The organism is Microbacterium sp. P5_E9, from assembly GCF_054049175.1.
In genome coordinates this window covers 1-22,055 of sequence record NZ_JBFUMV010000024.1, presented here as the reverse complement: position 1 = coordinate 22,055, position 22,055 = coordinate 1, and the positions used below count along the sequence as shown (strand labels likewise).

Below are 22,055 nucleotides of genomic sequence, written 5' to 3'. Positions count from 1 at the left end.
CCCTGAGGGGGCGGGCGAAAGCCCGCCCCCATCTGGATTGGAAAAAGAGATGATCCCCTACATCGCCAAGCGGCTGGGTGCCGGCATCATCCTCGCCGTGCTGGTCACCTTCATCACCTATCTTCTGCTCAGCACGTCGTTCGAAGACGTGGCCAGCACAATTCTCGGCCCGTCGGCGAACCCGGAGACTATCGCCGGAGTGATGGCGGCAGAGGGCTGGGACCGCCCGGTCATCGTGCAGTACATCGACTGGCTCCTCCACGCGATACAAGGAGACTTCGGAGTCTCGGTCTACACGTCGCTTCCGGTTCTGCCCTCAGTTCTGCAACGTCTCGCGGTAACGCTTTCGATCATCATCCCCGCCCTGTTCCTCACCCTGATCATCGGCACCACCCTTGGCGTCTGGGCAGCCTCTCGAGGCGGCGCGGTCGACCGCATCGCGCAGGGCGTGTCCCTATTCGGGTACCTGATTCCCGGGCTGCTGCTGGCCATCGCGCTGGTCTGGGTATTCGCGATTCGACTGGGGTGGCTGCCGGCCACCGGCTTCACACCCCTCGCCGAGGACCCTGCCGCGTGGGTCAGAAGCATCACCATTCCGGTCATTGTGCTGATGATCGGCGGCATAGCCAATATGGCCGCCCAGGTTCGCGGACGGATGATCGACGAGCTCCGCAAGGATTACGTTCGCACCCTCCGCACTCGAGGGGTCTCCTCCAATGCGATCGTCCTCAAACACGCCCTCCGCAACGCCGGGAGCCCCGCGCTGACTGTCCTGTCGCTGGAATTCATCCAGATGTTCGGCGCCGCACTGATCATCGAGAACGTCTTCGCGCTCCCGGGCTACGGAAGCTACGCGTTCAACGCCTCCCTGCAAGGCGACATCCCGGTCATCCTCGGCATCACCGCGTTCGGCGTGCTGCTGGTGATCGTAGTGAACCTCTCCACTGACGTGGCCAACGGCTGGCTCAACCCGAAAGCGAGAGTCCGATGACCCTGCCCATTGATCCCTCGATCAACCCCGGCACCGACCAGCCGGCAGAGACATCCACGTCAGAAGGCGTCGACGCCGTCACCAAGACCGTGAGGACTCCCAGCACCGAGCTTCTCCAAACAGTGGCTGCCGCCGCACGGTCAAGTCGAACCCCGCTGTGGCGCAAGCTGCTGAAAGATCCGCAGGCCGTGGTCACCATCGGCATTCTCGCGTTGACCCTGCTCATCGCCCTCCTTGCAACGTTCCTCGCGCCACACGGACCGAACGAATCCGACCTGGCACTCATCAACGCTCCGGTCGGTACTCCAGGATTCCCTCTCGGCGGTGACGAGTCTGGCCGCGACATCCTCAGCCGGCTTATCTATTCCACTCAGACAGCGGTGATCGCCGGTCTCATCGGCACTAGTGTCGCGCTTCTCATAGGCGTGACGGCTGGGCTCGTCGGCGGCTATTTCGGCCGCGTCACACAGGCCAGCACCGAGTGGATCTTCAGCCTCATCATGACCTTCCCGGGCCTGTTGCTGCTCATCATCCTGATGCCCGTAACAAAGGGCGACTATCGCGCGACGATGCTGATTTTCGGAGTTCTTCTCGCTCCCGGCGTTTATCGGATCGTGCGTAACCTCGTGCTGGGCGTGAAGAACGAACTCTACGTCGATGCCGCGCGCGTGGCCGGTCTCGGAAACCTCCGCATCCTCGCACGACACGTCCTGTTTGTGGTTCGCGGACCCATCATCATCGCCACGGCATTCCTCTTCGGCTCAGCCATCGCTGTGCAATCCGGCCTCGCGTTTCTCGGTGTCGGCTCACTGGAGGTGCCGAGCTTCGGCGCCATGATTGCATCGGGCTTCCGGAATCTCTACATCGCGCCCACGCAGTTCCTTTGGCCGAGCCTCAGCCTCGGCGTGATCACCGCCTCACTCGTGCTGCTGGGCAACTCGCTCCGCGATGCACTCGAGGGGTCAAAGCCCAAGCCGTTCAAAGTCGGTGCGGGTCAGCGAGTCGCCAGCGACGACATCGGCGACGCCGACCGAGGCGCCCGCTCACTGCTCGATATCCGCGACCTTGCAATCGCATATCCACGTCCGGATGGTCGCCTGAATGAGGTCGTGAGAGGCGTCTCCCTGAGCGTGCCCCGAGGAAAGGTCACGGGATTGGTCGGCGAGTCGGGATCCGGCAAATCGCAGACCGCCTTCGCGACTCTCGGCGTGCTCCCCAACGAAGCGGTGATCGTGCGCGGATCCATCCTGTTCGACGGCAAGGAGCTGATCGGCCTCACTGACAGGCAGATGCGACCACTGCGCGGCAAGGAGATCGCCTATATTCCGCAGGAGCCGATGTCGAACCTCGACCCGTCGTTCAAGGTCGGGGCGCAGCTCGTGGAAGGTGTTCGAGCCGCACTGGGAATCTCGAAGAAGGAGGCCAAGCAACGCGTTCTGGCCCTCTTGAAGCGAGTGGGTATCAATGACCCCGAGAGAACCTTCGATTCCTACCCGCATCAGATCTCGGGCGGGATGGCGCAGCGCGTGCTCATTGCCGGCGCGGTCGCCAGTCGACCGAAGCTGCTCATCGCGGATGAACCGACCACGGCACTCGACGTGACCGTTCAGGCCGAGATCCTCGACCTGCTGCGCGACCTGCAGGCGGAACTCAACATGGCGGTGCTGCTYGTCACTCACAACTTCGGAGTCGTCGCGGACGTGTGCGATCAGATCGCGGTGATGCAGTACGGCGAGATCGTCGAACAGGGAGATGTCGACGCGATCTTCACCGCGCCCCAGCATGAGTACACGAAGATGCTGCTCGGAGCGATTCTCGACGAAAGCACAGTGCGCACCGATCCGCCGGTTCCGGCGATCAACAATGGAGGTGCGAAGTGAGCCTGCTCGAGATCCGCGACCTGCGCGTCGCGTTCGCCGGCCGGGGCTTCCGCGCCAAGCCCGTCGAGGTGCTGCACGGGGTGAGCATCGATGTCGCGTCCGGCGAGACCGTCGGACTCGTCGGCGAGTCCGGGTCTGGCAAGACGACGATCGGCCGTGCCGTGCTGGGTCTCGTAAAGCCGTCTGGCGGGTCCATCCGCTTCGACGGGGATGAGATCTCCGGCCTCCAAGGCAAGGCTCGTCGTGCTTTGGCCGACCACATCCAGGTCGTCTTCCAGGACCCCTACACATCGCTCAACCCGTCGATGACGATCGGCGACATCCTTGCCGAGCCCCTCGTCGTGCAGGGCTCCACCGCCAAGGACGCCAGATCCCGCGTCCGCAGCCTGCTCGACCAGGTCGGTCTGCCTGCGGACTCCGTTGACCGGTTTCCGCGCGAGTTCTCCGGCGGTCAACGTCAGCGCGTGGCCATTGCGCGGGCACTTGCCCCGCAACCGAAGCTGATCGTCTGCGACGAACCGGTATCTGCGCTGGACCTCTCGACACAGGCGAAGGTGATGGAGCTGTTCGTCGACATCCAGCGCGCCACCGGTGTGGCGTATCTCTTCATCTCCCACGACCTCTCGGTGATCCGCCATCTCAGCCACCGGGTCGCCGTCCTATACCGGGGTGACATCGTCGAATCCGGCGACACTCCGGTCGTCACCTCGAGTCCCTCTCATTCCTACACGCAGAAGCTGCTCCTGGCGGCTCCGGTCGCGGACCCGCGCGCGCAGCGGGAACGTCGGGAGCAGAGGAGGAACGTCCTCGCAGGTGAGGCCTCGTGACAACTCTGGCGCTTCCCGGATTCCATCCGGACCCATCTATCTGCCGTGTGGGGGACGAGTACTTCCTCGTCACATCCACCTTCGAGTACTTCCCTGGCGTTCCGATCTTCGTCAGCCGCGACTTCATCTCTTGGCGTCAGCTCGGCAACGTCCTCACCCGCCCCTCGCAGCTGAACGTGCGTAAGGGGATCGACAACGCCAGCGGGGGCATCTACGCCCCCACGGTTCGCCACCACGATGGGCGGTTCTGGATGACGACCACGAACCTTCACGACATCAGGGACGGTCATCTCATTGTGCACGCGTCTGACCCGTCCGGCCCCTGGAGTGATCCCGTCTACACCTCCGGGTTGATTGGAATCGATCCCGACCTCAGCTGGGACGAGGAGGGCTCGTGCTACCTCACTTGGTCGGACGTCGTGCGCGGCGGAATCTCCCAGGTGCAGGTCGATCCCTTCACTGGAAGCCTCCTCACTACGGCTCAGGAGATATGGCGAGGAACCGGTGGCGCACACGCCGAAGGACCCCACCTGTTCCGGCGCAATGACTGGTGGTACCTCCTGGTTGCTGAGGGCGGAACCGCCGCCGGACATATGGTTACGATTGCGCGTTCACGCGCCATCTCCGGCCCTTTTGAATCAAACCCAGCGAACCCGATCCTCACTCATCGCAGCACCACGGATCCGGTGCAATCGACCGGTCACGCTGACATGCTCGAGCTCGCGGATGGGTCGTGGGGCATGGTGCACCTGGGTACTCGCCCACGGGGATCGTTCCCGAAGTGGCACACCAACGGTCGAGAGACATTCCTGACGGGCGTGGACTGGGTGGAAGACTGGCCCGTGATCGTCGAAGAGCGGTACTCGGCGGTGCACCCTCGGTCCGACTTCTCCGAGGCGTTCACCGAACCATTCCTGCACCCACGATGGATCGCGCCTGGCGCTGACCCGACGACGTTCGCGGTGCCGTCGGAGTCGGGACTTCGCCTCAGCGCCGGCCGAACACCCGACAGCGCAACCGCGAACCGGCTGCTGGCAGTGCGGGTGACCGATCACGAATGGACGGCGACCGTACGCGGGGCGGGTGACCTCTCGATGACAGTCCGCATCGACGATGAGCACCAGGCGATGGTGGAACGAGTTGGCGAGGTCGTCACCGCGCGAGTGGTGATCGGTCCCGCGGATCAGAGGCTGGCGCGGCGATCCGACCTCGGGAAAGACGCCGAGCTGATGGTGCGGGCCGTGCCCTCCGGAGGTCTACCGGGGCAGAGGCAGGGCCCCGACCGGCTGATGCTGGGAGTGATGCGCTCGGGACACTTCCTCGAACTCGCCTCCTTCGACGGCCGATACCTCTCCACCGAAGTCGCCGGTGGATTCACGGGTCGCGTCGTCGGTGTGGAAGCGCTCGGGTCGGACGCCGTGGTCACGGCGTTCGCCTATTCGTCGCCGTAGCCAGCTTCGCGACCCAGGACCGCACGAGCTCCGCCAGGTCGAACGCACAAGATGCTGAAACAGAAAGGCCGCAAGATGACCACAACGGACAATGCACGAACCGACGACGCAAGGGGCACCGCGGACCTCCTGACATCCGCGGGGGCAGTCATCGATCTGTCSCCGCGCCTGAAAGAATTCACACTCCGCACCGACGCGCTGGCGACCGCGCCGGGATTCCCGTTCGGCGGGGATCCGGCGGGCCTGACTCGGGTTCGCGTGCTCCTTCCTGTCGATTACGACCATGACGCGGAGCGGCGTTACCCGGTGCTCTATCTGCTGCACGGCGGTGGCGACGACTATGCCTCCTGGACGACGCCCGACGGCAAAGGCGACGCTGAGGCGATCACCGGCGAAACGCCTCTCATCGTCGTCATGCCCGACGGAGGCACCGCGGGCGGATACGCCGACTGGTATAACGATGGGCGGTTCGGGGCCCCACGCTGGGCTGCCTACCACCTCGACCAGCTCGTTCCCTGGGTGGATGCGAACTTCCGAACGATCGCCGACCGAACCGGCCGTGCGGCGGCCGGACTGTCCATGGGCGGCGCGGCGGTGCGGTACGCGGCCCAGCGGCCCGACCTCTTCGGCGTCGCGGCGGCGTTCTCGGGTGACGTCGACATCATGCAGCCAGAGAGCGGATGGCGCGGCGCGGGCAGCTTCGTTGCGCGCCAGATCTGGGGAGATCCCGACGCGGACGAGCTGAGGTGGCGCGCGGTGAATGGGCCGGATCTGGCCATCAACCTCCGAAACACGGACGTTTCGATCTATACCGGCGACGAGGGGGAGCCCGAGGGTACGTTCATCAAGGCCGGCTCCGAGGCGCTCCATGCTCGGCTGGACGACCTGGAGATCGACCACGAGTTCACGCTGTACGAAGGCATGAGCCACGAGTGGGCGACGTGGAATCGAGCCTTGCGCGAATGGCTGCCCCACCTGTCGAAGACGTGGAGCGAGCTCGACGCTCACCCGTCGGGCTTCGCGTACATCTCGATCGCCGACGCGTTCTCGATCTTCGGCTGGGATGTCGCCCTCACCCGGGCAGCTGCGGGCTTCAGCTCCCTCGAGGTCGCCGCGCCGGGCTCCTTCGTGTTCACAGGCGCCGGCTCAGCCATCGTCACGACGCCTCCGCTGACTTCACCGAGCGGGCGGGTACGAGTCACATCCGCCTACGAGGACAACCTGACGACTGTCGCCGAACTGCGCGCAGACGAGGGCGGACGAGCGGCCGTGGCACTCGAACTGGATGGCGCTGCCGGCCCGGAATCCGTAGTGTCGGTCGGCACGAAAGCCACTGTCTGGGTCGAGCCACTCGACGGGTGAGTCGACCGATGCTGCGCACCGACGCGTCGTGCGCAGCATCCGTTCATCACGAACGATCCACACGGATTCGACGCCGCGGCCTTCGAACTCGCTCAATCGTCGCCGCGCAGCTCTGGCACGAACGAGCCCAGTGTCGCGCGCAGCACCGAGTCCGCATCGAATCGACGATCCGTGGAGTAAAGCCATTGCAGGTGCAGGCCCTCGGTGAGGGCGATCGTGGCGGCCGCGAGCTGGTCGGGGCTCGCTTCGCCCACCAGTCTGCCGTCATCGTGAAGGCGCTGGAACAGCCGACCCAGGAAGCGACGGATGTCGTCATACCGGCGTGCGAAATGGTCGTGGGCCGGGTGAGTAGAGGGGGCTGCCTCACCGGTAAGCACTGCGCTCAGTTCCACGAGCCCGGCATGGCGGTCACGCGCAACGAGAGTGTTCACCATGCCGCGAAGCACGTCGACGGGATCTGATTCGAGATCGAATGTGCCGTACTCGAGCAGGTAGGCCGCGCTGTTTTCGTCCTGCAGAGCCAGCACCGCCGTCAGCAGGTCCTCCTTTCGGGGAAAGTGATGAAGCAGTCCGGTATGGCTGATCCCGGCGCGCCGCGCGATCTCGGCCATGGACACCCCGTGGAATCCGCTTTCGCCGAACGCCGACGCACACGCCGCGACGATCGACTGACGAACGCCTGCGGTCTTGGCATATGTCCGTGCCATCAGCCCCCCCAAGAAATAGTAAGACCTTTCGAGATTATGCTACAGTGGTCGGGCAATCGGTTGTCACGACGCGAACTCGGAGGAAGAGATCAATGGTGACGAACTTCCCAGACAGGTTCCTGTGGGGGGCTGCGACGGCCCCGCACCAGATCGAAGGCAACAACATCAACAGCGACTGGTGGGCGCGCGAGCAGATCACGCCTGGCATTGAGTTGTCCGGCGACGCAGTCGACAGCTATCACCGATATCGGGACGACATCTCCCTCCTCGCTGCCGCAGGCCCGAACAGCTACCGCTTCGGCATCGAGTGGTCTCGTATCGAGCCCATCCCCGGGCACATCTCTCGCGCGGAACTGGCGCACTACCGCCGCATGATCGAAACATGCTTCGAGTTCGACGTGACCCGGGTGATCACCCTGCAGCACTCCAGCCTCGCGTGGCTGGGTGAGGTCGCGCGTCGAGGCGTGCTCGCCTGAGCGGGCGAGTCCGACCTCGCGCCTTGGAGCACGCATGACTCGCCTCGCTGACGAAGACGAGCCCATCGGCGCCGACGACGAGCCCCGCGTCGTCCCCGCGAATACGGCGCTGGCGCAGCCCCCAATCGCCGAGCCGACCGCGGCAGTCCCCCGACCAGCCGAGCTGTCACCCGTGCCGGTGTGGGGGATCATCCTGCTGGTGGCGGCGACTTTCGGGACCGGCATGGCGATGATCGTGCCGATGTCATACTCTCTCGCCGTACGACTCGACCAGCTCGCCCCCGGAAGGGCCGACATCCTCGGCTACATGCTCGGGATCGGCTCGGCGGCGACGCTCGTCGTCGCACCGCTCACCGGCATCCTGAGCGACCGCACTCGGTCTCGGTGGGGTCGCCGACGTCCGTTCACCGTCATCGGCGTCGTCCTCGGCCTCATCGCCGTTCCGACGATGGCGCTCGCCCCCAATCTCATCGTGCTCGCCGCGGGATGGGTGCTCTCCACTATGGGGTGGAACACGGTGGGTGGGTCGATCGGCAACTGGCAGGCCGACCGACTGCCCGCCCACCAGCGGGGCAAGGTCTCGGGGATGACCGGGCTGGCCATGCAGATCGCTCCGGTGATCGGAATCATTCTCGTCGGGACCGTCCGCGCCGAGACACTGCTCGTCTTCGCAATCCCCGCGGCCGTCGGCCTCGTGCTGGTCGGGCTCTTCGTATGCTTCGCGCGCGACCCCGACAGCCGCGCCACCCTGCATCCCGAGGCGCTCACGCTCGGGCGCCTCGTACGCAGCTACGCTTTCGATCCTCGAGCGCATCCGGACTTCGCGTGGAACTGGGCGGGAAGGTTCGTCTTCTTCCTCGGCCTCACCTTTGCCACCAGCTTCTCCGTGTTCTTCTTCGCGCAACGTCTCGACGTCCCGGTCCCCGACGTGGCCAGCTTCCAGGCCATTACTGCCGCACTCAGCATCGGCACGGCACTGCTGGGGTCACTCGGTGGCGGATGGCTGAGCGACAAGACCGGAAGGCGCAAGCCGCTCATCGTCGGAGGCGCGACGATCTTCGGGCTGGGGTGCGCGGTGTCGGCCTTCGCCGGCGACATACCGAGCCTCCTGACAGGAACACTCATCTCCTCGCTGGGCATAGCGACCTTCTCCGCTGTCGGCCAGGCGCTGACCCTCGACGTGCTGCCGAACCGCGAGACCGAAGCCGGCCGATACATGGCGATCACCCTGTTCGCCCAGAAGATCCCCGGAGTGCTGGCGCCGGCCACGGCCCCCTTCGTGCTCGCGATCGCCGGAGGGGAGAACTTCTTCGCGCTGTATCTCTCTGCAGCGGCGCTGGCTCTTATCGGCGGTATCACGATCGGCGCCGGAGTGCGCACGGCTCGGTAGAGCTCCCTTCCCGCCCCATCCACGAATCATCTGTCCCAGGAGAAGATCATGCCGTTCCCTTTCGCTGACAAGTCGGCCGAACCACTCGCCGACCTGTTCTCACTGTCCGGACGGAGCGTGCGCCTCGATGCGAGCGTGGTCATGCCGGTGATGGCGCAAAGCCTGATCGGCCGAACGGGAACACACCGGATCACATTGCCCGCGTGGTGCTGTTCTGCGCGAGCGACATATCAGCCATCATGACCGGCAGCACGCTTCTTGCGGACGCCGGGCAGACCATCTGAGCCCGTATCTCTGGCAATCGGTTGCCAATCGAGTGGTTTTCTGGTTAACTTCATCCATACACGCACAGTCGCGCAGAAAGGCCGCAATGCTGAAGCCCCGTTCTACCCCCACCCGCGATCTCGTCAATCTGGACGGGGTCTGGCGCTTCGCGCTGGACTCCCGGGTAGACGAGAAGCCGTGGGAATCGACGCTCCGCACACCGCTCGAGGCGGCGGTCCCGGCCTCGTACAACGACCTGTTCACAGATCCGGAGATCCGCAAGCACGTCGGCTGGGTCTACTACCAGCGCACGGTCCGGGTGCCCCGTGGGTGGAGCGGCGAGGACGTGCTGTTGCGGTTCGATGCAGCAACCCACGCCGCGCGCGTATACGTGGACGACGCCCTGGTCGGCGAGCACATCGGCGGCTACACGCCTTTCGATGTCGACGTCACTGATCTGATGCCGGCCGGGGGAGAGTTCCGACTCACGGTCGCCGTGTCGGGCAATCTCACGAACGAGACGATACCCCCGGGCAAGATCGAGGTCGGAATCACCGGAAAGCAGAAGCAGACCTACTTCCACGACTTCTTCAACTACGCGGGTCTTGCTCGATCGGTGTGGCTTTACAGTCGCCCGAAGGCGCGCATCGAAGACCTCGTCGTGGTCACTGATTTCGAGGACGCCATCGGCTCTGTCGACTACCGCGTAGCGGTGAACGGTGCCGGCGATGTCCGCGTGCGGCTCGAAGACGCGGAAGGCAATGTCGTGGCCTCGGCTGGCGGCGCTGAAGGCACCCTTTCGATCCCCGACGTCGTGCTGTGGAAGCCCGGCGCTGCCTATCTCTATCAGCTGACTGCTGAACTCGTCGTCGGCGACGAAGTCGTAGACAGTTATCCGCTGGCGGTCGGCGTACGCACCGTGGAAGTGCGCGGATACGAGTTCCTCATCAACGGCGAGCCGTTCTACTTCACAGGATTCGGCAAGCACGAAGACGCCCCTGTGCGAGGCAAGGGTCATGACGACGCCTTCCTTGTGCACGACTTCCAGCTGCTCGAATGGATCGGCGCCAACTCCTTCCGTACGTCGCACTACCCGTATGCCGAGGAGGTTCTGGAGTTCGCCGACCGCCACGGCATCGTCGTCATCGATGAGACGGCCGCAGTCGGACTGAACATGGGCGTGGTCGGTGGGATGACCGGCACGCCCCCGTTCCCGACCTTCTCCGATCAGTACGCCAACGACAAGACCCAGGCGGCGCACGCACAGCATCTACGCGAGCTCATGACGCGAGACCGGAACCACCCCTCGGTGGTCATGTGGAGCATCGCGAACGAGCCCGCCTCGAACGAAGAGGGTGCCCGCGAGTATTTCGAACCGCTCGTCGAACTTGCAAGGCAACTCGATCCCACTCGCCCGCTGACCTACTCGGCGGTTATGTTCGCCACCTTCAAGAACGACCTCATCGTCGACCTTTTCGACGTCGTCAGCATCAACCGCTACTACGGCTGGTACATCGCCGGCGGCGAGCTAGATGTTGCTCAGGCATACCTACAGGGCGACCTGCAGGGCTGGATCGACCGGGTCGAGAAGCCCATCATGATGAGCGAGTACGGTGCCGACACCGAACCGGGCGTCCACTCCGTCTGGGAGGACAAAGTCTGGACCGAGGAGTATCAGATCGCGTATCTCGAGGCGAATCACAGCGTGTTTGACCGCTTCCCCCAATTCGTCGGGGAACACGTATGGAACTTCGCCGACTTCGCCACCGACAACGGGCTGCACCGCGTCGACGGCAATAAGAAGGGCGTCTTCACGCGTGACCGCAAACCGAAGTCTGCTGCGCGGCTTCTGCGTCAGCGCTGGCGCGGACTCGAGGGCCGCAAGCCCGGTGCCGGCGAATGAGATGGCGCCAGTGACCAACTCGGACTCAACCCAGCGGTGGGGCGTGCTCGGAACTGGCCGCATCTGTGAGACCTTCATCCCTGACATTCAGGCCGCCGGCGGAGTCGTCGCGGGGGTGTGGGGGAGGCGCCCCGAGAAGACCGAAGCGTTCTCGCAGGAACATGGGATTGCATTCGCGACCACGGACCTCGACGCCCTCCTGCAGCGCGACGATGTCGATGTCGTTTATGTCGCCACACCGCCGGCGACTCATCTCGACCTGGCGGTCCGCGCTCTCGAAGCGGGCAAGCACGTGCTGGTCGAAAAACCCATGGCGATGTCGGCCGACGAGGTGGAGCGGCTGTTCGAGGTGGCGAGCGCACACGACCGCTTCGCCATGGAAGCGATGTGGATGAAGTTCAACCCACTGCATGTCGAAGTCCTCCGCCTCATCCGAGATGGCCTGATCGGGGAGCCCCGAGACGTCCGCGGCGCGTTCGGATTGCCCTTTCCGGCGGGAGGGAACCGGTGGAATGCGGAGCTGGGCGGCAGCACGGTGCTTGACCAGGGGATCTACCCCGTCACGCTCGCAGAGTGGGTGCTCGGACCGGTCATCGATGTCTCGGCAACCGGGTCGGTTCTGGACGGGGTCGACGTCTCAGCCCGCATCACTCTGAGGCACGAGGGCGGAGGGTCATCCCAGCTCGCCTGCTCCATCATCGAGTTCGTCGATCCGTCCGCCTCGATGAGCGGCACCGCGGGCTGGATCGAGATCCCCGCGATGTTCTGGGCGACGGACGTGGCGCGGCTGCACGCCGGATCCTCGGGGGCAATGTTTCGCGAACCGGACCGCCTCTCCCGTCCACGGGAAGGCAACGGGTATGTCCCCATGATCCGATCAGTAGCCGACGCGATCGCGAGAGGTGAGCGCCAGCATCCGTCCCATGACGCGGTGGCGACCCAGTCGGTCGCTCGCGTCCTCGACGACATTCGTGCGCAGGTATTCGCCGGAGCTTCGGCGTGACCGCGGTTGTTGTGATGGGCGTCTCGGCGGCGGGTAAGTCGTCGGTAGCGAGCGCTTTGTCGACGCGATTGCGGACACCTTGGATCGACGCAGACCAGCTACACCCCGCGGCGAATGTAGAGAAGATGGCCTCAGGTATCCCACTCGAGGACGAGGATCGGTGGCTGTGGCTCGATCGTGTCGGGGCGCGCCTCGCGGACAAGGTAGACGTCGTGGTGGCGTGCTCGGCGTTGCGGCGTACCTACCGTGATCGGTTGCGCAGCGCTCGCCCCGACGCGGTCTTCGTTCACCTCACCGCGCAGCGCGCCGTGTTGGCCGCCCGAGCGGCAGCGCGGGATGATCATTTCATGCCGCCCGGACTCCTGGACTCCCAGCTGTCCGCCCTGGAGCCCCTCGAGTCTGATGAGCGAGGCGTTGTCGTCGACGTGGAGTCGTCGTTGGCCGAGGTTGTGGACAGAGCAGCAGATTGGATCTCACGAAATGGTTGACGGCGCTCCGGCACACATCGATGGGAAAGTTCCCCCGGAGATCGCCGCGCGGGTGCGGCGGCGTGGAGGAGCGGCGACGATCTACGACATCGCTGAGCTCGCCGGCGTCAATCCGTCGACGGTCTCGCGCGCACTGTCAAAGCCAGGGCGGATCAGCGTCGCGACAGAGGCAAAGATCCGCGCGGCGGCAGACACACTCAACTTCCGGTTCAACCCGATGGCCAGGGGCCTGCCAACGGGACGCAGTCATACGCTGGCGCTCGTCGTTGCAGACATCACCAACCCGGTGGTGTTCGGCATCGTGCGTGGGGCGGAGCAAGCAGCCACCGCCGCCGGCTACACGCTGGTCATCGCCGAGTCCCAAGAATCGGGCGAGGCGGAGGCCACGGTGATCGAGCGACTCATGCCGAGTGTCGACGGGGTAGTCATGGCGACCACGAGGCTGTCCAGCGAGCGCATCGCCGAGGTTGCGGAGCGGAAACCAGTCGTGCTCATCAATCGTGCTGTCGAGGGCGTTCCGGGGGTGCTCCCCGATGTCGAGAGCGGTGTGGGACAGCTCCTGACGCATCTCACCGAACTGGGACACCGGTCCATCGCATACCTATCGGGCCCGGAGACTTCTTGGATCAGCGACAAGCGATTCGAGCTGATGCTCGAGGCCTCCGGCCGACTGGGATTCTCCCTCGTGGAGATCGGACCCAATTCGCCGACCATCGACGGCGGTCGGGCAGCGCTGCGCCGCGTCCTTGCTGCACGTCCCACCGCGGTCGTCGCTTTCAACGACCTCCTCGCGATCGGTCTCATGCAAGCCGCGGCCGCGAAGGGCATCACAGTTCCGGACCAGCTGAGCGTGGCCGGATTCGACGACATCTTCGGCAGCGAACTGATCACACCCCCACTCACCACCGTGCGGGCGCAGCTGGTGGAGGCCGGTGAGCGTGCCGTGGCCAATCTGCTCGCGCGGCTCGCCGGCGACGAGGCGGCCGACGCAATGCCGCCGTTGGCCACGACCCTCGTCGTGCGCGCATCGACTGGCATCGCGCCGGCCCAATAGGCGTCGACGTACGTCCAGGCCGGGTACGGAAGGCGAGCTGCACTGACATGCTCCCTTTCGGCTCGTGGCACAGACCACCGAATCGGAGCCTCCTACTTGAAGGGCGTATCCATGGGACACCTCTTGTCAACGAAGGAAGAACATGAACTCGAACGACAACCACGCGCAGACGAACGTCTCGACCGACCGCGATGACCAGCCCGGCTCCACCCGGGTGCACGAGGGTGCCCCTCCCCCGGAAGAGGTGAAGCGCCCGGCTCCGACTCCCACGGGCCCGGGTGCCGCCCGCGAGCCGGTTGCGAATATCGGCGTCGTGGGGCTGGCGGTGATGGGGTCGAATCTGGCCCGGAACCTCGCCAGTCGCGAGGGCAACACGGTGGCCATCTACAACCGCAGCTATCCGAAGACCGAGACGCTGCTCACTGAGCACCCCGAAGCGGAGTTCGTGCCGGCCGAGACGTACGAGGAGTTCGCGGCGTCGCTGCAGAAGCCGCGGACGGCGATCGTCATGGTAAAGGCCGGGGCCGGGACGGATGCCGTCATCGACGCGCTCGTGAACGTCTTCGAGCCGGGCGACATCATCGTCGACGGCGGCAATGCCCTCTTCACCGACACGATCCGCCGCGAGAAGGCGGTGCGGGAGACGGGCATCAATTTCGTCGGCGCGGGCATCTCCGGCGGGGAGGAGGGCGCGCTGCACGGCCCGTCGATCATGCCGGGCGGTTCGGACGAGTCCTGGCTGACGCTCGGTCCGATCCTGCGCTCGATCGCGGCGGTCGCCGAGGGCGAGCCGTGCGTGACCCACATCGGCCATGACGGCGCCGGGCATTTCGTGAAGATGGTGCACAACGGCATCGAGTACGCCGACATGGAGCTCATCGCCGAGGCCTACGACCTCATCCGCCGCGGCACCGGCAAGAGCCCGGCGGAGATCGCGGACGTGTTCGCGGAGTGGAACCGGGGTGAGCTCGAGTCGTATCTCATCGAGATCACCGCCGAGGTGCTGCGCCAGGTCGACGCCGAGACGGGCGCGCCGCTGGTCGACGTCATCCTCGACCAGGCCGGCGCCAAGGGGACCGGCGCGTGGACGGTGCAGACCGCACTCGACCTGGGCGTTCCGGTGTCGGGCATCGCCGAGGCGACCTTCGCCCGTTCGCTCTCCTCGCACCCCGAGCAGCGTGCCGTCTCGCGTGAGCTGCCCGGTCCCGACGCCTCGGGCGGGTCCGCCTCGGGCTTCGCGGAGGACGACGACGCGTTCATCGAGGACGTGCGTCTGGCCCTGTACGCGTCGAAGATCGTCGCGTACTCGCAGGGGTTCGACGAGATCCGCGCCGGCGCGGCGGAGTACGACTGGAACATCGACCTTGGCGCGGTGTCGAAGATCTGGCGCGGCGGTTGCATCATCCGCGCACAGTTCCTCAACCGCATCGCGGACGCCTACGCCGAGACGCCGGAGCTGCCGGTGCTGCTCACCGCGCCGTACTTCGTCGAAGCGCTCGGCCGCGCGCAGGACGCGTGGCGGCGGATTGTCGGCACAGCGGCGGGCACCGGCATCCCCGCTCCGGCGTTCTCGTCCTCGCTGTCGTACTACGACGGGCTGCGCGCCGACCGCCTGCCGGCGGCACTCGTGCAGGGGCAGCGGGACTTCTTCGGCGCCCACACCTACCAGCGCGTTGACAAGCCCGGCACCTTCCACACGCTGTGGTCGGGCGACCGCACCGAGATCGAAGCCGAAGACACCCACTAGACCTTGACAAGTCGCTGATCGGTGCGGTGGCGGCCCCGAGGCTACACGACAATCGATTGGCCAACCTGCCAAAGATCTTGCCCGAGTCTGGGCGGCCGCACTGCGACCGAGCGTGGCGGCCGCTGTGAGCCGGACCGCCAACGGCGCCCGTGGGTCGGTCTGATGTCGTTTAGCCGGCGCTACTACGCGGCTCTGAACGTCTCGCCCCACGACAGACCTCTAACTAACTGTCGGGCGGCGGTCCTGAGGATTCACGGACAACAAGTGTCGTCGCTAGCGCGACTCTCTCGGACTCGGTACCCGGAAAGGCGCCCGTGATCAACCGGTTCATGGCCACTGTCCCGATTTGGCGCAGCGGCGAGCGAACAGTTGTCAAGGCAGGGACCGAAAGTTCCGCGCTGAAGATGTCGTCGAAACCCACAACGCTCAGCCTTCCGGGAACATCGACGGTCGCGCTTCGGGAAGCGAGCAACAGGCCGTGCGCGACCAAGTCGTTGTACGCCACCACCGCGGTCACGCCGCTCGCGAGCACCCGGCGAAGGGAACCAGCGCCGCCCGCCACAGTTGCGGAATCGGCTTCGATCTCGACGATGGACATTCCCCTACTCTCCGCTTCACCKAGCAGCAGATCCCATCTGGCCGCGTCGATCCAAGCGTTGAGACCGCCGAGGTACGCCAACGACCGGTGCCCCAGCCCGTGCAGGTGCTCCACCGCTTCGATGAGACCGGTCCGCATGTCCGCAAATACCGATGGGATCCCGTCTGCTGCATGATTTGCGGCAACGACGGGCGTCTCTGCGGCAATAGCGCGCAACGAGTCGGCATCTAGACGCGACGCAACGACCAGGATTCCATCGACCGAGCGCTGCAGACGGGCGATCGTCGCTCTTTCTGCGTCCGGAGAGCCTTGGGTCTCCGCAAGAACGAGCGTGAGGCCGTTTCTGGCGGCCACCTGCTCGGCCCCCCGGATGAGGTCGAAGTGCACCGGATTGGTTATATCGGAGAGGATCACCGCGAAGGTGCCGGTCTTACCCGTTTGCAGCGCGCGAGCGAAGGGATTCGTCCGGTAGCCAAGTTCATTGGCCGCCGCACGAATCTTGGCTTCGGTCACCTGATTTACTCGGCCGGGGTTGTTGAGTGCCCTGGACACCGTCGACGGATTCAGTCCGAGGTGTTTTGCGACGTCATATATCGTGGGCTTACGGTTGCGGACCGATTCAACGCGCGTCGCTTCTGTGTCTGGGGAATCGTCGCTCATCAGGATCAGAGCCTATCGGCGGAGCCGCCGACGGATGGGGATACTGCTGGACCCGAGGACTTAGCGGCTGCGCGTGGGAAGTCGCCTATGTCGGGTGCGATCTCGTACGGTCTGAACGGTGCCGTGGGCTAGTCGCCCGCACTGCTCGTCGCGGTGGGTTGCAGTCGGCTGAGCGCAGATCGGGACCTGGGCGGCTTCAGCCCTGCACTCTCCGTCTCCGCCAAAACAACCCAGGTCAAAGGCATAATTCCTGATCCGGTCGTCTCCTGACTGATGCCTCTAGTTGAGGCGTTTTCGGCGTCCAGGGGGCCCCCTGGTGGACCCTTCGGGGACCTCTGCGTTTAGGCAAGCGTGTAGCGTTTTTCTTTGATGGGTGAAATGGTCAGCGTCGCCAACGCGACCAGCACGAGCGCCGCCACCCAGACGAACTGATACCCACCGGTCACCGCGACCACAACGGCAGCGAGCGCGGGGGCAAGCGCCTGCCCGAGGTTCATCGCGACCGTGGCCAGACCAAGGTCACGCGCTGCTCGGGCGGGGTCGGGCAGAAAATCGATGAACATTGCGTTGTCCACGGGGATGTAAATGCCGAACGCCGCGCCGGTGATGACGACCTGGATGAACAGCGCCGGCAGCGTCGGGGAGATGAGCGGAATCGCCAGAGACACCGCCATGAGGACCGATGCGACTACCACGAAGGGCTTGCGACGACCGATGCGGTCAGAGAGCCGTCCGGATACCGCGATAGCGATCAGCGTGGAGGGGATTCCACAAAGGCCCAGCAGCGGCACGGTGGCGGAGGCCTCCGCGGCGCTCAGCGCCGGCGATATGTAGCTTTGGAGCATGTAGAGACTGAGAACCGTCGTTGTGCTGTACCCGAAGAAGAACAGGGCTCGGGAGATCCAAAGCCAGCGGTAATTCGGCTCTTTCAACGCGCTGGCATATCCGCGGAGGAACGGCTTCCACGCGAACTTGTCCCGCTGGAGATCGACGGAACTCTCGTCCCGGTTGCGAGTCACGAACAGAACGGCCGCGATCACCACGACTAGAGCCAGGATCAGGTAGAAGTCCAACCCTATGAGACCGAACAAGGCACCGGCGCCGATGCCGCCGATCAGGCCACCGATGATTGAGCCCATGCTCGTCCAGGAGGTCACCCGCCCGCGGCGTTCATGCGGTACACGATCTGCAACCGTGGCCTGGAGCGGGTTGCTGGTGACGTTGAACGCGAGCTCCGTCAGGGTCCAGAGCACGACGAGGACCGCCACCGACGGAGCGTAGCGAACCGCGACGAGGAGAATCGCGCCGACCAGCGCCGAGTAGAGGATCCACGGGGCACGTCGCCCAGCCCTGGAGCGAGTCCGGTCGGACATGACACCGATGACGGGCTGAAGGAGCATGACGACGATAGCGCTGGTCGTGGTGACGAACGCCAGGCCGGCAGCGCGAGAGGCCTCAAAGTCATCGAGCAGGGCAAGCTGTCGGGTCTGGTCGGCGCTGGGCTGAATGTCACCGGCAGCGACCGCTCTTCCCAGCTCGGTGAGCGCCTGCAGGTCCACACCCGCGTCCGCACCGGTGAAGAACTGACCGAACTGAAGGATCTGGACCTGGTTCGGCATCAGAATGCCCTGCGAGGACGTCCAGATCGCTGCGATAGCGAGCGCGAGGAACAGGTACCAGCGGATGTAGCGAGAGAGCCGCTTCTTGGAGTCGTAGTGGACCGCGATTGCGGACGTCCAGCGCTGGTCCTCGCCTTCCTCCTTGACGACGGGATCGGTCATGCGAGGCTCCAATTCCGAAGTTTCGCAGCTTTCATTTCAAACCTCCTTGTTTGGCACCGAACGGCAACGCGCCGGGTGCTTCGTTATCCTGCGTGCGGGATTGAATTCCGAGTAAGGCCAGTCCGTTTCCGCGTGCCACCTCGCCGAGCCAGGCGAGGCTGGGCTTCGGTGTTCGGACGAACGTGTCGCGGTCGACAGCGATCAGGCCGAAGGTCGGAGCCCAGTGTCCCCATTCGAAGTTGTCGAGCAGGCTCCAGTGCAGATAGCCGCGGACATCGATGCCGTCGGCGATGGTTTCCGCCAGGCCGCGCAATGCTAGGTCGGTGTAGCGAACACGTTGCGCGTCATCAGCGGTCGCGATTCCGTTCTCAGTGACGATGACGGTCACACCCTCCGACACCTCCCACGCGTGGCGGACCGCCATCGCGAGCGAGTCTGGTCGGAACGCCGTTCCGACCAGCGTGTTGTCGGGGTGCGCCGGGTGCGGGACGAGTCCGTTGGCGTCGACCTGCTGACTCGAGTACGCCTGGACTCCGACGAAGTCGTCGCCCCGGGCACCCTCCCAATAGACGTCCTCCTTGCCGTAGCGGATCTGCCTCAGCTTCTCCTCCCCTCCCGGAACTGCCGTCAAGGCGCCCGCGGCGATGGTCCAGCCCACCTTCGCGTTCGTCTGTGCACGCACGATCTCGCGTGCGGCGTGGTGGATGTCCACGAAGGTGCGACCGATCTCGGGGTCGGCGTCCTGCAGAAACGCGCCGTGCTGCTTCTTCTCGAGCTTCGTCTCCTCGCCGTCCTCGCGCTCGGTGCCGCTCTCGACGGTGGGGCTCTGCCACTGACCGCCCTGGGTCGCGGTCATGCGGCGCATCGCCGTCATGATGGCCGCCTGCATGTTCGGTTCGTTCATCGTCGCGACCCACTCGACGCCGTCGAGGATGGTCGTGGCCTCGGTCACGAAGCTCAGGAAGCGTTCCTTGGCCCTGGGGGAGGTCCAGCCGCCGTCGTTCGCGAACCATCGCGGAGTCGTAAAGTGCTGCAGGGTCACGAAAGGCACGACTCCCCGTGAGAAGCAGTACTCGATCACCCGGCGGTAGTGGGCGAGCTCGGCGCGCGAGAAGCGCCCCTCCACAGGTTCGATGCGGGACCATTCGAGGCTGAAGCGGTAGGTCGTGAGCCCCGCATCGGCGAGAAGGTCGATGTCCTCGCGGAAACGGTGGTAGCTGTCGACCGCATCGCCCGAGAGTTCCATGCCGGGAAAGGTCAGCTCACGCTCCCACCAGTCACTGTTGACGTTGTTGCCTTCGATCTGGTGTCCGGCGGTGGCAGCTCCCCAGAGGAAGCCGGGGGGAAAATTCGTCATTGATAGTCCGTCTTTCATTTGGCGAGTCGGTGCGTTCTCAACGGAGACGCCACCAACTCAGCAAGCTCAAACTCGAGAGATCTGATTCAGAGCGGCGTTGAGCGCCGAGACCTGTTCCCTGGACACTGACCCCGGCGCCTGCTGCAGAACGGCCTGGAAGGTCATCCGGCTGAGCACATACTGGGCCACCTCCGTGGTCATCATGTTCTCGGCAACGTGACTTGCACCGCCCGCCATCCGAGACATGAGCTGCTCGATCAGCGCAGCGCCTCCAGGAGACTGCTTGATGTCTCCGAGCGTGTCCCGGACCGAGTAGAAACCGTCCGGGGCCGGAAGCTCGTCTTCCTCAAACCAGTTCGTCACTTCGGCGACTTCCATCGAGTACTGCTCGTTCGGCGTCGCGACGCGACGAATCCGGATCGAATCGGTGGTGTCCCCGGCACGTGCAACCAGCTCGTGGTCGCCCGAGAGCGGGACAGAAAAGCGGAAGACCCTCGTCCCCGACTGCTGACCGACGAGCTGACCATCGCACCACAGCGAGACTTCGTCGGAGTTCGAATAGACGGCCACCTGGGTCACCTCCTCTGCGCGATCCTCGTACCGACGTCCAGCGATGTGGACGAACGGTTGCGCGGACCAGGCAGCCTTGTAGAGGTAGAACGCATCCTTCTTCAGCGAGCGGTCGAAGCTGACCAGACCTTTCTGGTTCCGTCCTGGAAACTCGCCTTCGTTGCGGCCATCCACACCGAAGTCCGCGAGGTTCCAGACATGAGTAGCCCAGAGCCAAGGACGCTCCGCGATGATTGTGAGCATGTGCTCGTGATAGGCCGCCTGAAACTGCTCTGAGTAATCGCCTCGCACGGGGTTCGCCGTCTGAAAGCGCGGGTTCGCGTCTGCGCCGTATTCGGAGATACCGACGGCTACTCCGGGATGCTCGACGCGGAACTCGTCGAGCCACTTCTCGTTGTCACTGAAGTCTCCGACGTACCAGCCGTAATAGATGTTGTAGCTCATCACGTCGGTGACCGTCGCGAGAGGGTCGGAGGCATCCAGCACGAACACGTTCGCAATGGCCGTCAAACGAGTGGGGTCGAGGCGATGTGCGAGCTCGTTGAGCTCCTGGTGCGCGGTCAGAATCTCGGGCGTATTGCGGGTGATTGTGATCTCGTTCGACAGGCCCCAACACATGATGCTGGCGTGATGGCGGTTCTGAACGATGAGTTCGGTCAGCTGCCGTTCTGCGTCTGCTTTTCCAAGGGGCAGGAAGTCGGAAATCTGCGGGATCTCCGCCCACACCACAATGCCGGCCTCATCGCATCGGTCGTAGAAGCCCTGGTCGTGCTGGTAGTGCGCGAGTCGCACGGTGGTGGCGCCGAGTTCACGCAGAAGTTCGAGATCGGCGTCCATATGCTCGGCGGTGATCGCGTTGCCAACGCCATCCCAGTCCTGGTGTCGGGACACGCCACGAAGCGGATAGTCCTCGCCGTTCAGGACGAATCCCCGATCCGGGTCCACGGCGAACTCTCGGCATCCGAAACGCAAGGCGACGTCGTCGACGGCCTGTTCGTCGACGAGAAGGGTCGCCACGAGCGAGTAGAGGTAGGGATCACGCACTCCATGCCAGCGGCGAACGCTCGCGATCTCGACGGATGCCCTGGCCACGCCCTCGGTTACGGGAGCGACGACCTCCCCGACGCCATGGATGAAAAAGTGGACGGCGTCGCCGCCGGAGACCTGCGCGTTGAGCATCACGCGGGCGTTCGATCCGTCGAGATGCACAGTCGCCACCACCCCAGGACCACCCGAGTCGTCCAGTGCGAAATGTTCTCGCGGCACCTCGATGAGGTACACGTCGCGATAGATACCGCCATAGAAGGTGAAGTCGGCACGCTGCGGATAGCTCGTCTCGTTCGGGCCGTTGTCGACGAGAACGACGAGGGTGTTCTGCGGGGCCACCACCTCCGAAAGGTCGACGCGGAACGTGGAGTACCCACCCTCATGAGTGCCGACCAGTGTGCCGTTGAGGAACACGCGGGCGGACGAGTTCACTCCGCGGAACTCCAACCATCGTTCTTGGTCGTCATCAGCGGCAGAGAAGTGCTTGATGTACGAGGAC

At 64.8% G+C, this 22,055-nt stretch carries 17 protein-coding genes; 12 read left to right on the top strand and 5 right to left on the bottom strand.

The features are described from left to right. Positions 1–49 precede the first annotated feature (49 nt). The 5 genes from ACXJ3V_RS19460 (at position 50) to ACXJ3V_RS19440 (ending at position 6,511) form a co-directional block, all read left to right on the top strand. A complete protein-coding gene (locus ACXJ3V_RS19460; protein WP_457102003.1) occupies positions 50–991 on the top strand; it encodes an ABC transporter permease in 942 nt (313 codons plus the stop codon). 122 nt (positions 992–1,113) lie between these two features. Then, positions 1,114–2,871 (top strand): dipeptide/oligopeptide/nickel ABC transporter permease/ATP-binding protein, encoded by a 1,758-nt coding sequence (locus ACXJ3V_RS19455; protein WP_457102002.1) that lies wholly within the window; start codon positions 1,114–1,116, stop codon positions 2,869–2,871. Continuing rightward, a complete protein-coding gene (locus ACXJ3V_RS19450) occupies positions 2,868–3,698 on the top strand; it encodes an ATP-binding cassette domain-containing protein (protein WP_457102001.1) in 831 nt (276 codons plus the stop codon). The genes ACXJ3V_RS19455 and ACXJ3V_RS19450 overlap by 4 nt, the downstream gene beginning before the upstream one ends. After that, a complete protein-coding gene (locus ACXJ3V_RS19445; RefSeq protein WP_457102000.1) occupies positions 3,695–5,149 on the top strand; it encodes a family 43 glycosylhydrolase in 1,455 nt (484 codons plus the stop codon). Before ACXJ3V_RS19450 ends, ACXJ3V_RS19445 begins: the two co-directional genes overlap by 4 nt. Before the next feature lie 75 nt (positions 5,150–5,224). Next, positions 5,225–6,511: an alpha/beta hydrolase gene (locus ACXJ3V_RS19440; RefSeq protein WP_457101999.1), complete on the top strand. Its 1,287-nt coding sequence runs from the start codon at positions 5,225–5,227 to the stop codon at positions 6,509–6,511. A gap of 92 nt (positions 6,512–6,603) precedes the next feature. Here ACXJ3V_RS19440 and ACXJ3V_RS19435 read toward each other — a convergent pair whose 3' ends face one another. Continuing rightward, positions 6,604–7,218, bottom strand: coding sequence for a TetR/AcrR family transcriptional regulator (locus ACXJ3V_RS19435; protein WP_457102024.1), 615 nt, complete (start codon positions 7,216–7,218; stop codon positions 6,604–6,606). A gap of 92 nt (positions 7,219–7,310) precedes the next feature. On the opposite strand from ACXJ3V_RS19435, the gene ACXJ3V_RS19430 reads away from it, so the two are divergent. From ACXJ3V_RS19430 to gndA, 7 genes are all read left to right on the top strand, one after another. After that, complete coding sequence (locus ACXJ3V_RS19430; RefSeq protein WP_457101998.1) at positions 7,311–7,694, top strand: family 1 glycosylhydrolase; 384 nt, start codon at positions 7,311–7,313, stop codon at positions 7,692–7,694. Between the two features lie 34 nt (positions 7,695–7,728). Beyond that, positions 7,729–9,084, top strand: coding sequence for an MFS transporter (locus ACXJ3V_RS19425; RefSeq protein ID WP_457101997.1), 1,356 nt, complete (start codon positions 7,729–7,731; stop codon positions 9,082–9,084). Positions 9,085–9,454: 370 nt separating this feature from the next. Beyond that, positions 9,455–11,251, top strand: a complete 1,797-nt coding sequence (gene uidA, locus ACXJ3V_RS19420) for a beta-glucuronidase (protein ID WP_457101996.1) — start codon at positions 9,455–9,457, stop codon at positions 11,249–11,251. A 10-nt stretch (positions 11,252–11,261) separates the two neighbouring features. After that, positions 11,262–12,254, top strand: coding sequence for a Gfo/Idh/MocA family protein (locus tag ACXJ3V_RS19415; protein ID WP_457101995.1), 993 nt, complete (start codon positions 11,262–11,264; stop codon positions 12,252–12,254). After that, entirely contained in the window at positions 12,251–12,742 is a 492-nt protein-coding gene (locus tag ACXJ3V_RS19410) for a gluconokinase (protein WP_457101994.1), read from the top strand. The genes ACXJ3V_RS19415 and ACXJ3V_RS19410 overlap by 4 nt, the downstream gene beginning before the upstream one ends. Next, the gene (locus tag ACXJ3V_RS19405) at positions 12,735–13,796 is read left to right on the top strand and encodes a LacI family DNA-binding transcriptional regulator (RefSeq protein WP_457101993.1); all 1,062 of its coding nucleotides are present in this window, start codon (positions 12,735–12,737) and stop codon (positions 13,794–13,796) included. Before ACXJ3V_RS19410 ends, ACXJ3V_RS19405 begins: the two co-directional genes overlap by 8 nt. 142 nt (positions 13,797–13,938) lie before the next feature. Beyond that, the gene (gene gndA, locus ACXJ3V_RS19400; RefSeq protein WP_457101992.1) at positions 13,939–15,543 is read left to right on the top strand and encodes an NADP-dependent phosphogluconate dehydrogenase; all 1,605 of its coding nucleotides are present in this window, start codon (positions 13,939–13,941) and stop codon (positions 15,541–15,543) included. Between the two features lie 223 nt (positions 15,544–15,766). On the opposite strand, the gene ACXJ3V_RS19395 is transcribed toward gndA, so the two are convergent. From ACXJ3V_RS19395 to ACXJ3V_RS19380, 4 genes are all read right to left on the bottom strand, one after another. Beyond that, positions 15,767–16,801 carry a LacI family DNA-binding transcriptional regulator gene (locus tag ACXJ3V_RS19395; RefSeq protein ID WP_457101991.1) on the bottom strand — a complete coding sequence of 345 codons (1,035 nt, stop codon included), beginning with the start codon at positions 16,799–16,801 and terminating at the stop codon, positions 15,767–15,769. Between the two features lie 341 nt (positions 16,802–17,142). Next, positions 17,143–18,582 (bottom strand): MFS transporter, encoded by a 1,440-nt coding sequence (locus ACXJ3V_RS19390; RefSeq protein ID WP_457101990.1) that lies wholly within the window; start codon positions 18,580–18,582, stop codon positions 17,143–17,145. A 31-nt stretch (positions 18,583–18,613) separates the two neighbouring features. Next, positions 18,614–19,939, bottom strand: coding sequence for a family 1 glycosylhydrolase (locus ACXJ3V_RS19385; protein ID WP_457101989.1), 1,326 nt, complete (start codon positions 19,937–19,939; stop codon positions 18,614–18,616). Between the two features lie 66 nt (positions 19,940–20,005). Beyond that, a complete protein-coding gene (locus ACXJ3V_RS19380; RefSeq protein WP_457102023.1) occupies positions 20,006–22,045 on the bottom strand; it encodes a glycoside hydrolase family 2 protein in 2,040 nt (679 codons plus the stop codon). Positions 22,046–22,055 lie beyond the last annotated feature (10 nt).

Excerpts from the sequence above, each read along its gene's own strand:
- ACXJ3V_RS19405 (WP_457101993.1), top strand. The coding sequence starts at position 12,735 with ATGGTTGACGGCGCTCCGGCACACATCGATGGGAAAGTTCCCCCGGAG.
- ACXJ3V_RS19425 (WP_457101997.1), top strand. The coding sequence starts at position 7,729 with ATGACTCGCCTCGCTGACGAAGACGAGCCCATCGGCGCCGACGACGAG.
- uidA (WP_457101996.1), top strand. The coding sequence starts at position 9,455 with ATGCTGAAGCCCCGTTCTACCCCCACCCGCGATCTCGTCAATCTGGAC.
- ACXJ3V_RS19390 (WP_457101990.1), bottom strand. The coding sequence starts at position 18,582 with ATGACCGATCCCGTCGTCAAGGAGGAAGGCGAGGACCAGCGCTGGACG.
- ACXJ3V_RS19385 (WP_457101989.1), bottom strand. The coding sequence starts at position 19,939 with ATGACGAATTTTCCCCCCGGCTTCCTCTGGGGAGCTGCCACCGCCGGA.
- ACXJ3V_RS19460 (WP_457102003.1), top strand. The coding sequence starts at position 50 with ATGATCCCCTACATCGCCAAGCGGCTGGGTGCCGGCATCATCCTCGCC.
- gndA (WP_457101992.1), top strand. The coding sequence starts at position 13,939 with ATGAACTCGAACGACAACCACGCGCAGACGAACGTCTCGACCGACCGC.
- ACXJ3V_RS19430 (WP_457101998.1), top strand. The coding sequence starts at position 7,311 with ATGGTGACGAACTTCCCAGACAGGTTCCTGTGGGGGGCTGCGACGGCC.
- ACXJ3V_RS19435 (WP_457102024.1), bottom strand. The coding sequence starts at position 7,218 with ATGGCACGGACATATGCCAAGACCGCAGGCGTTCGTCAGTCGATCGTC.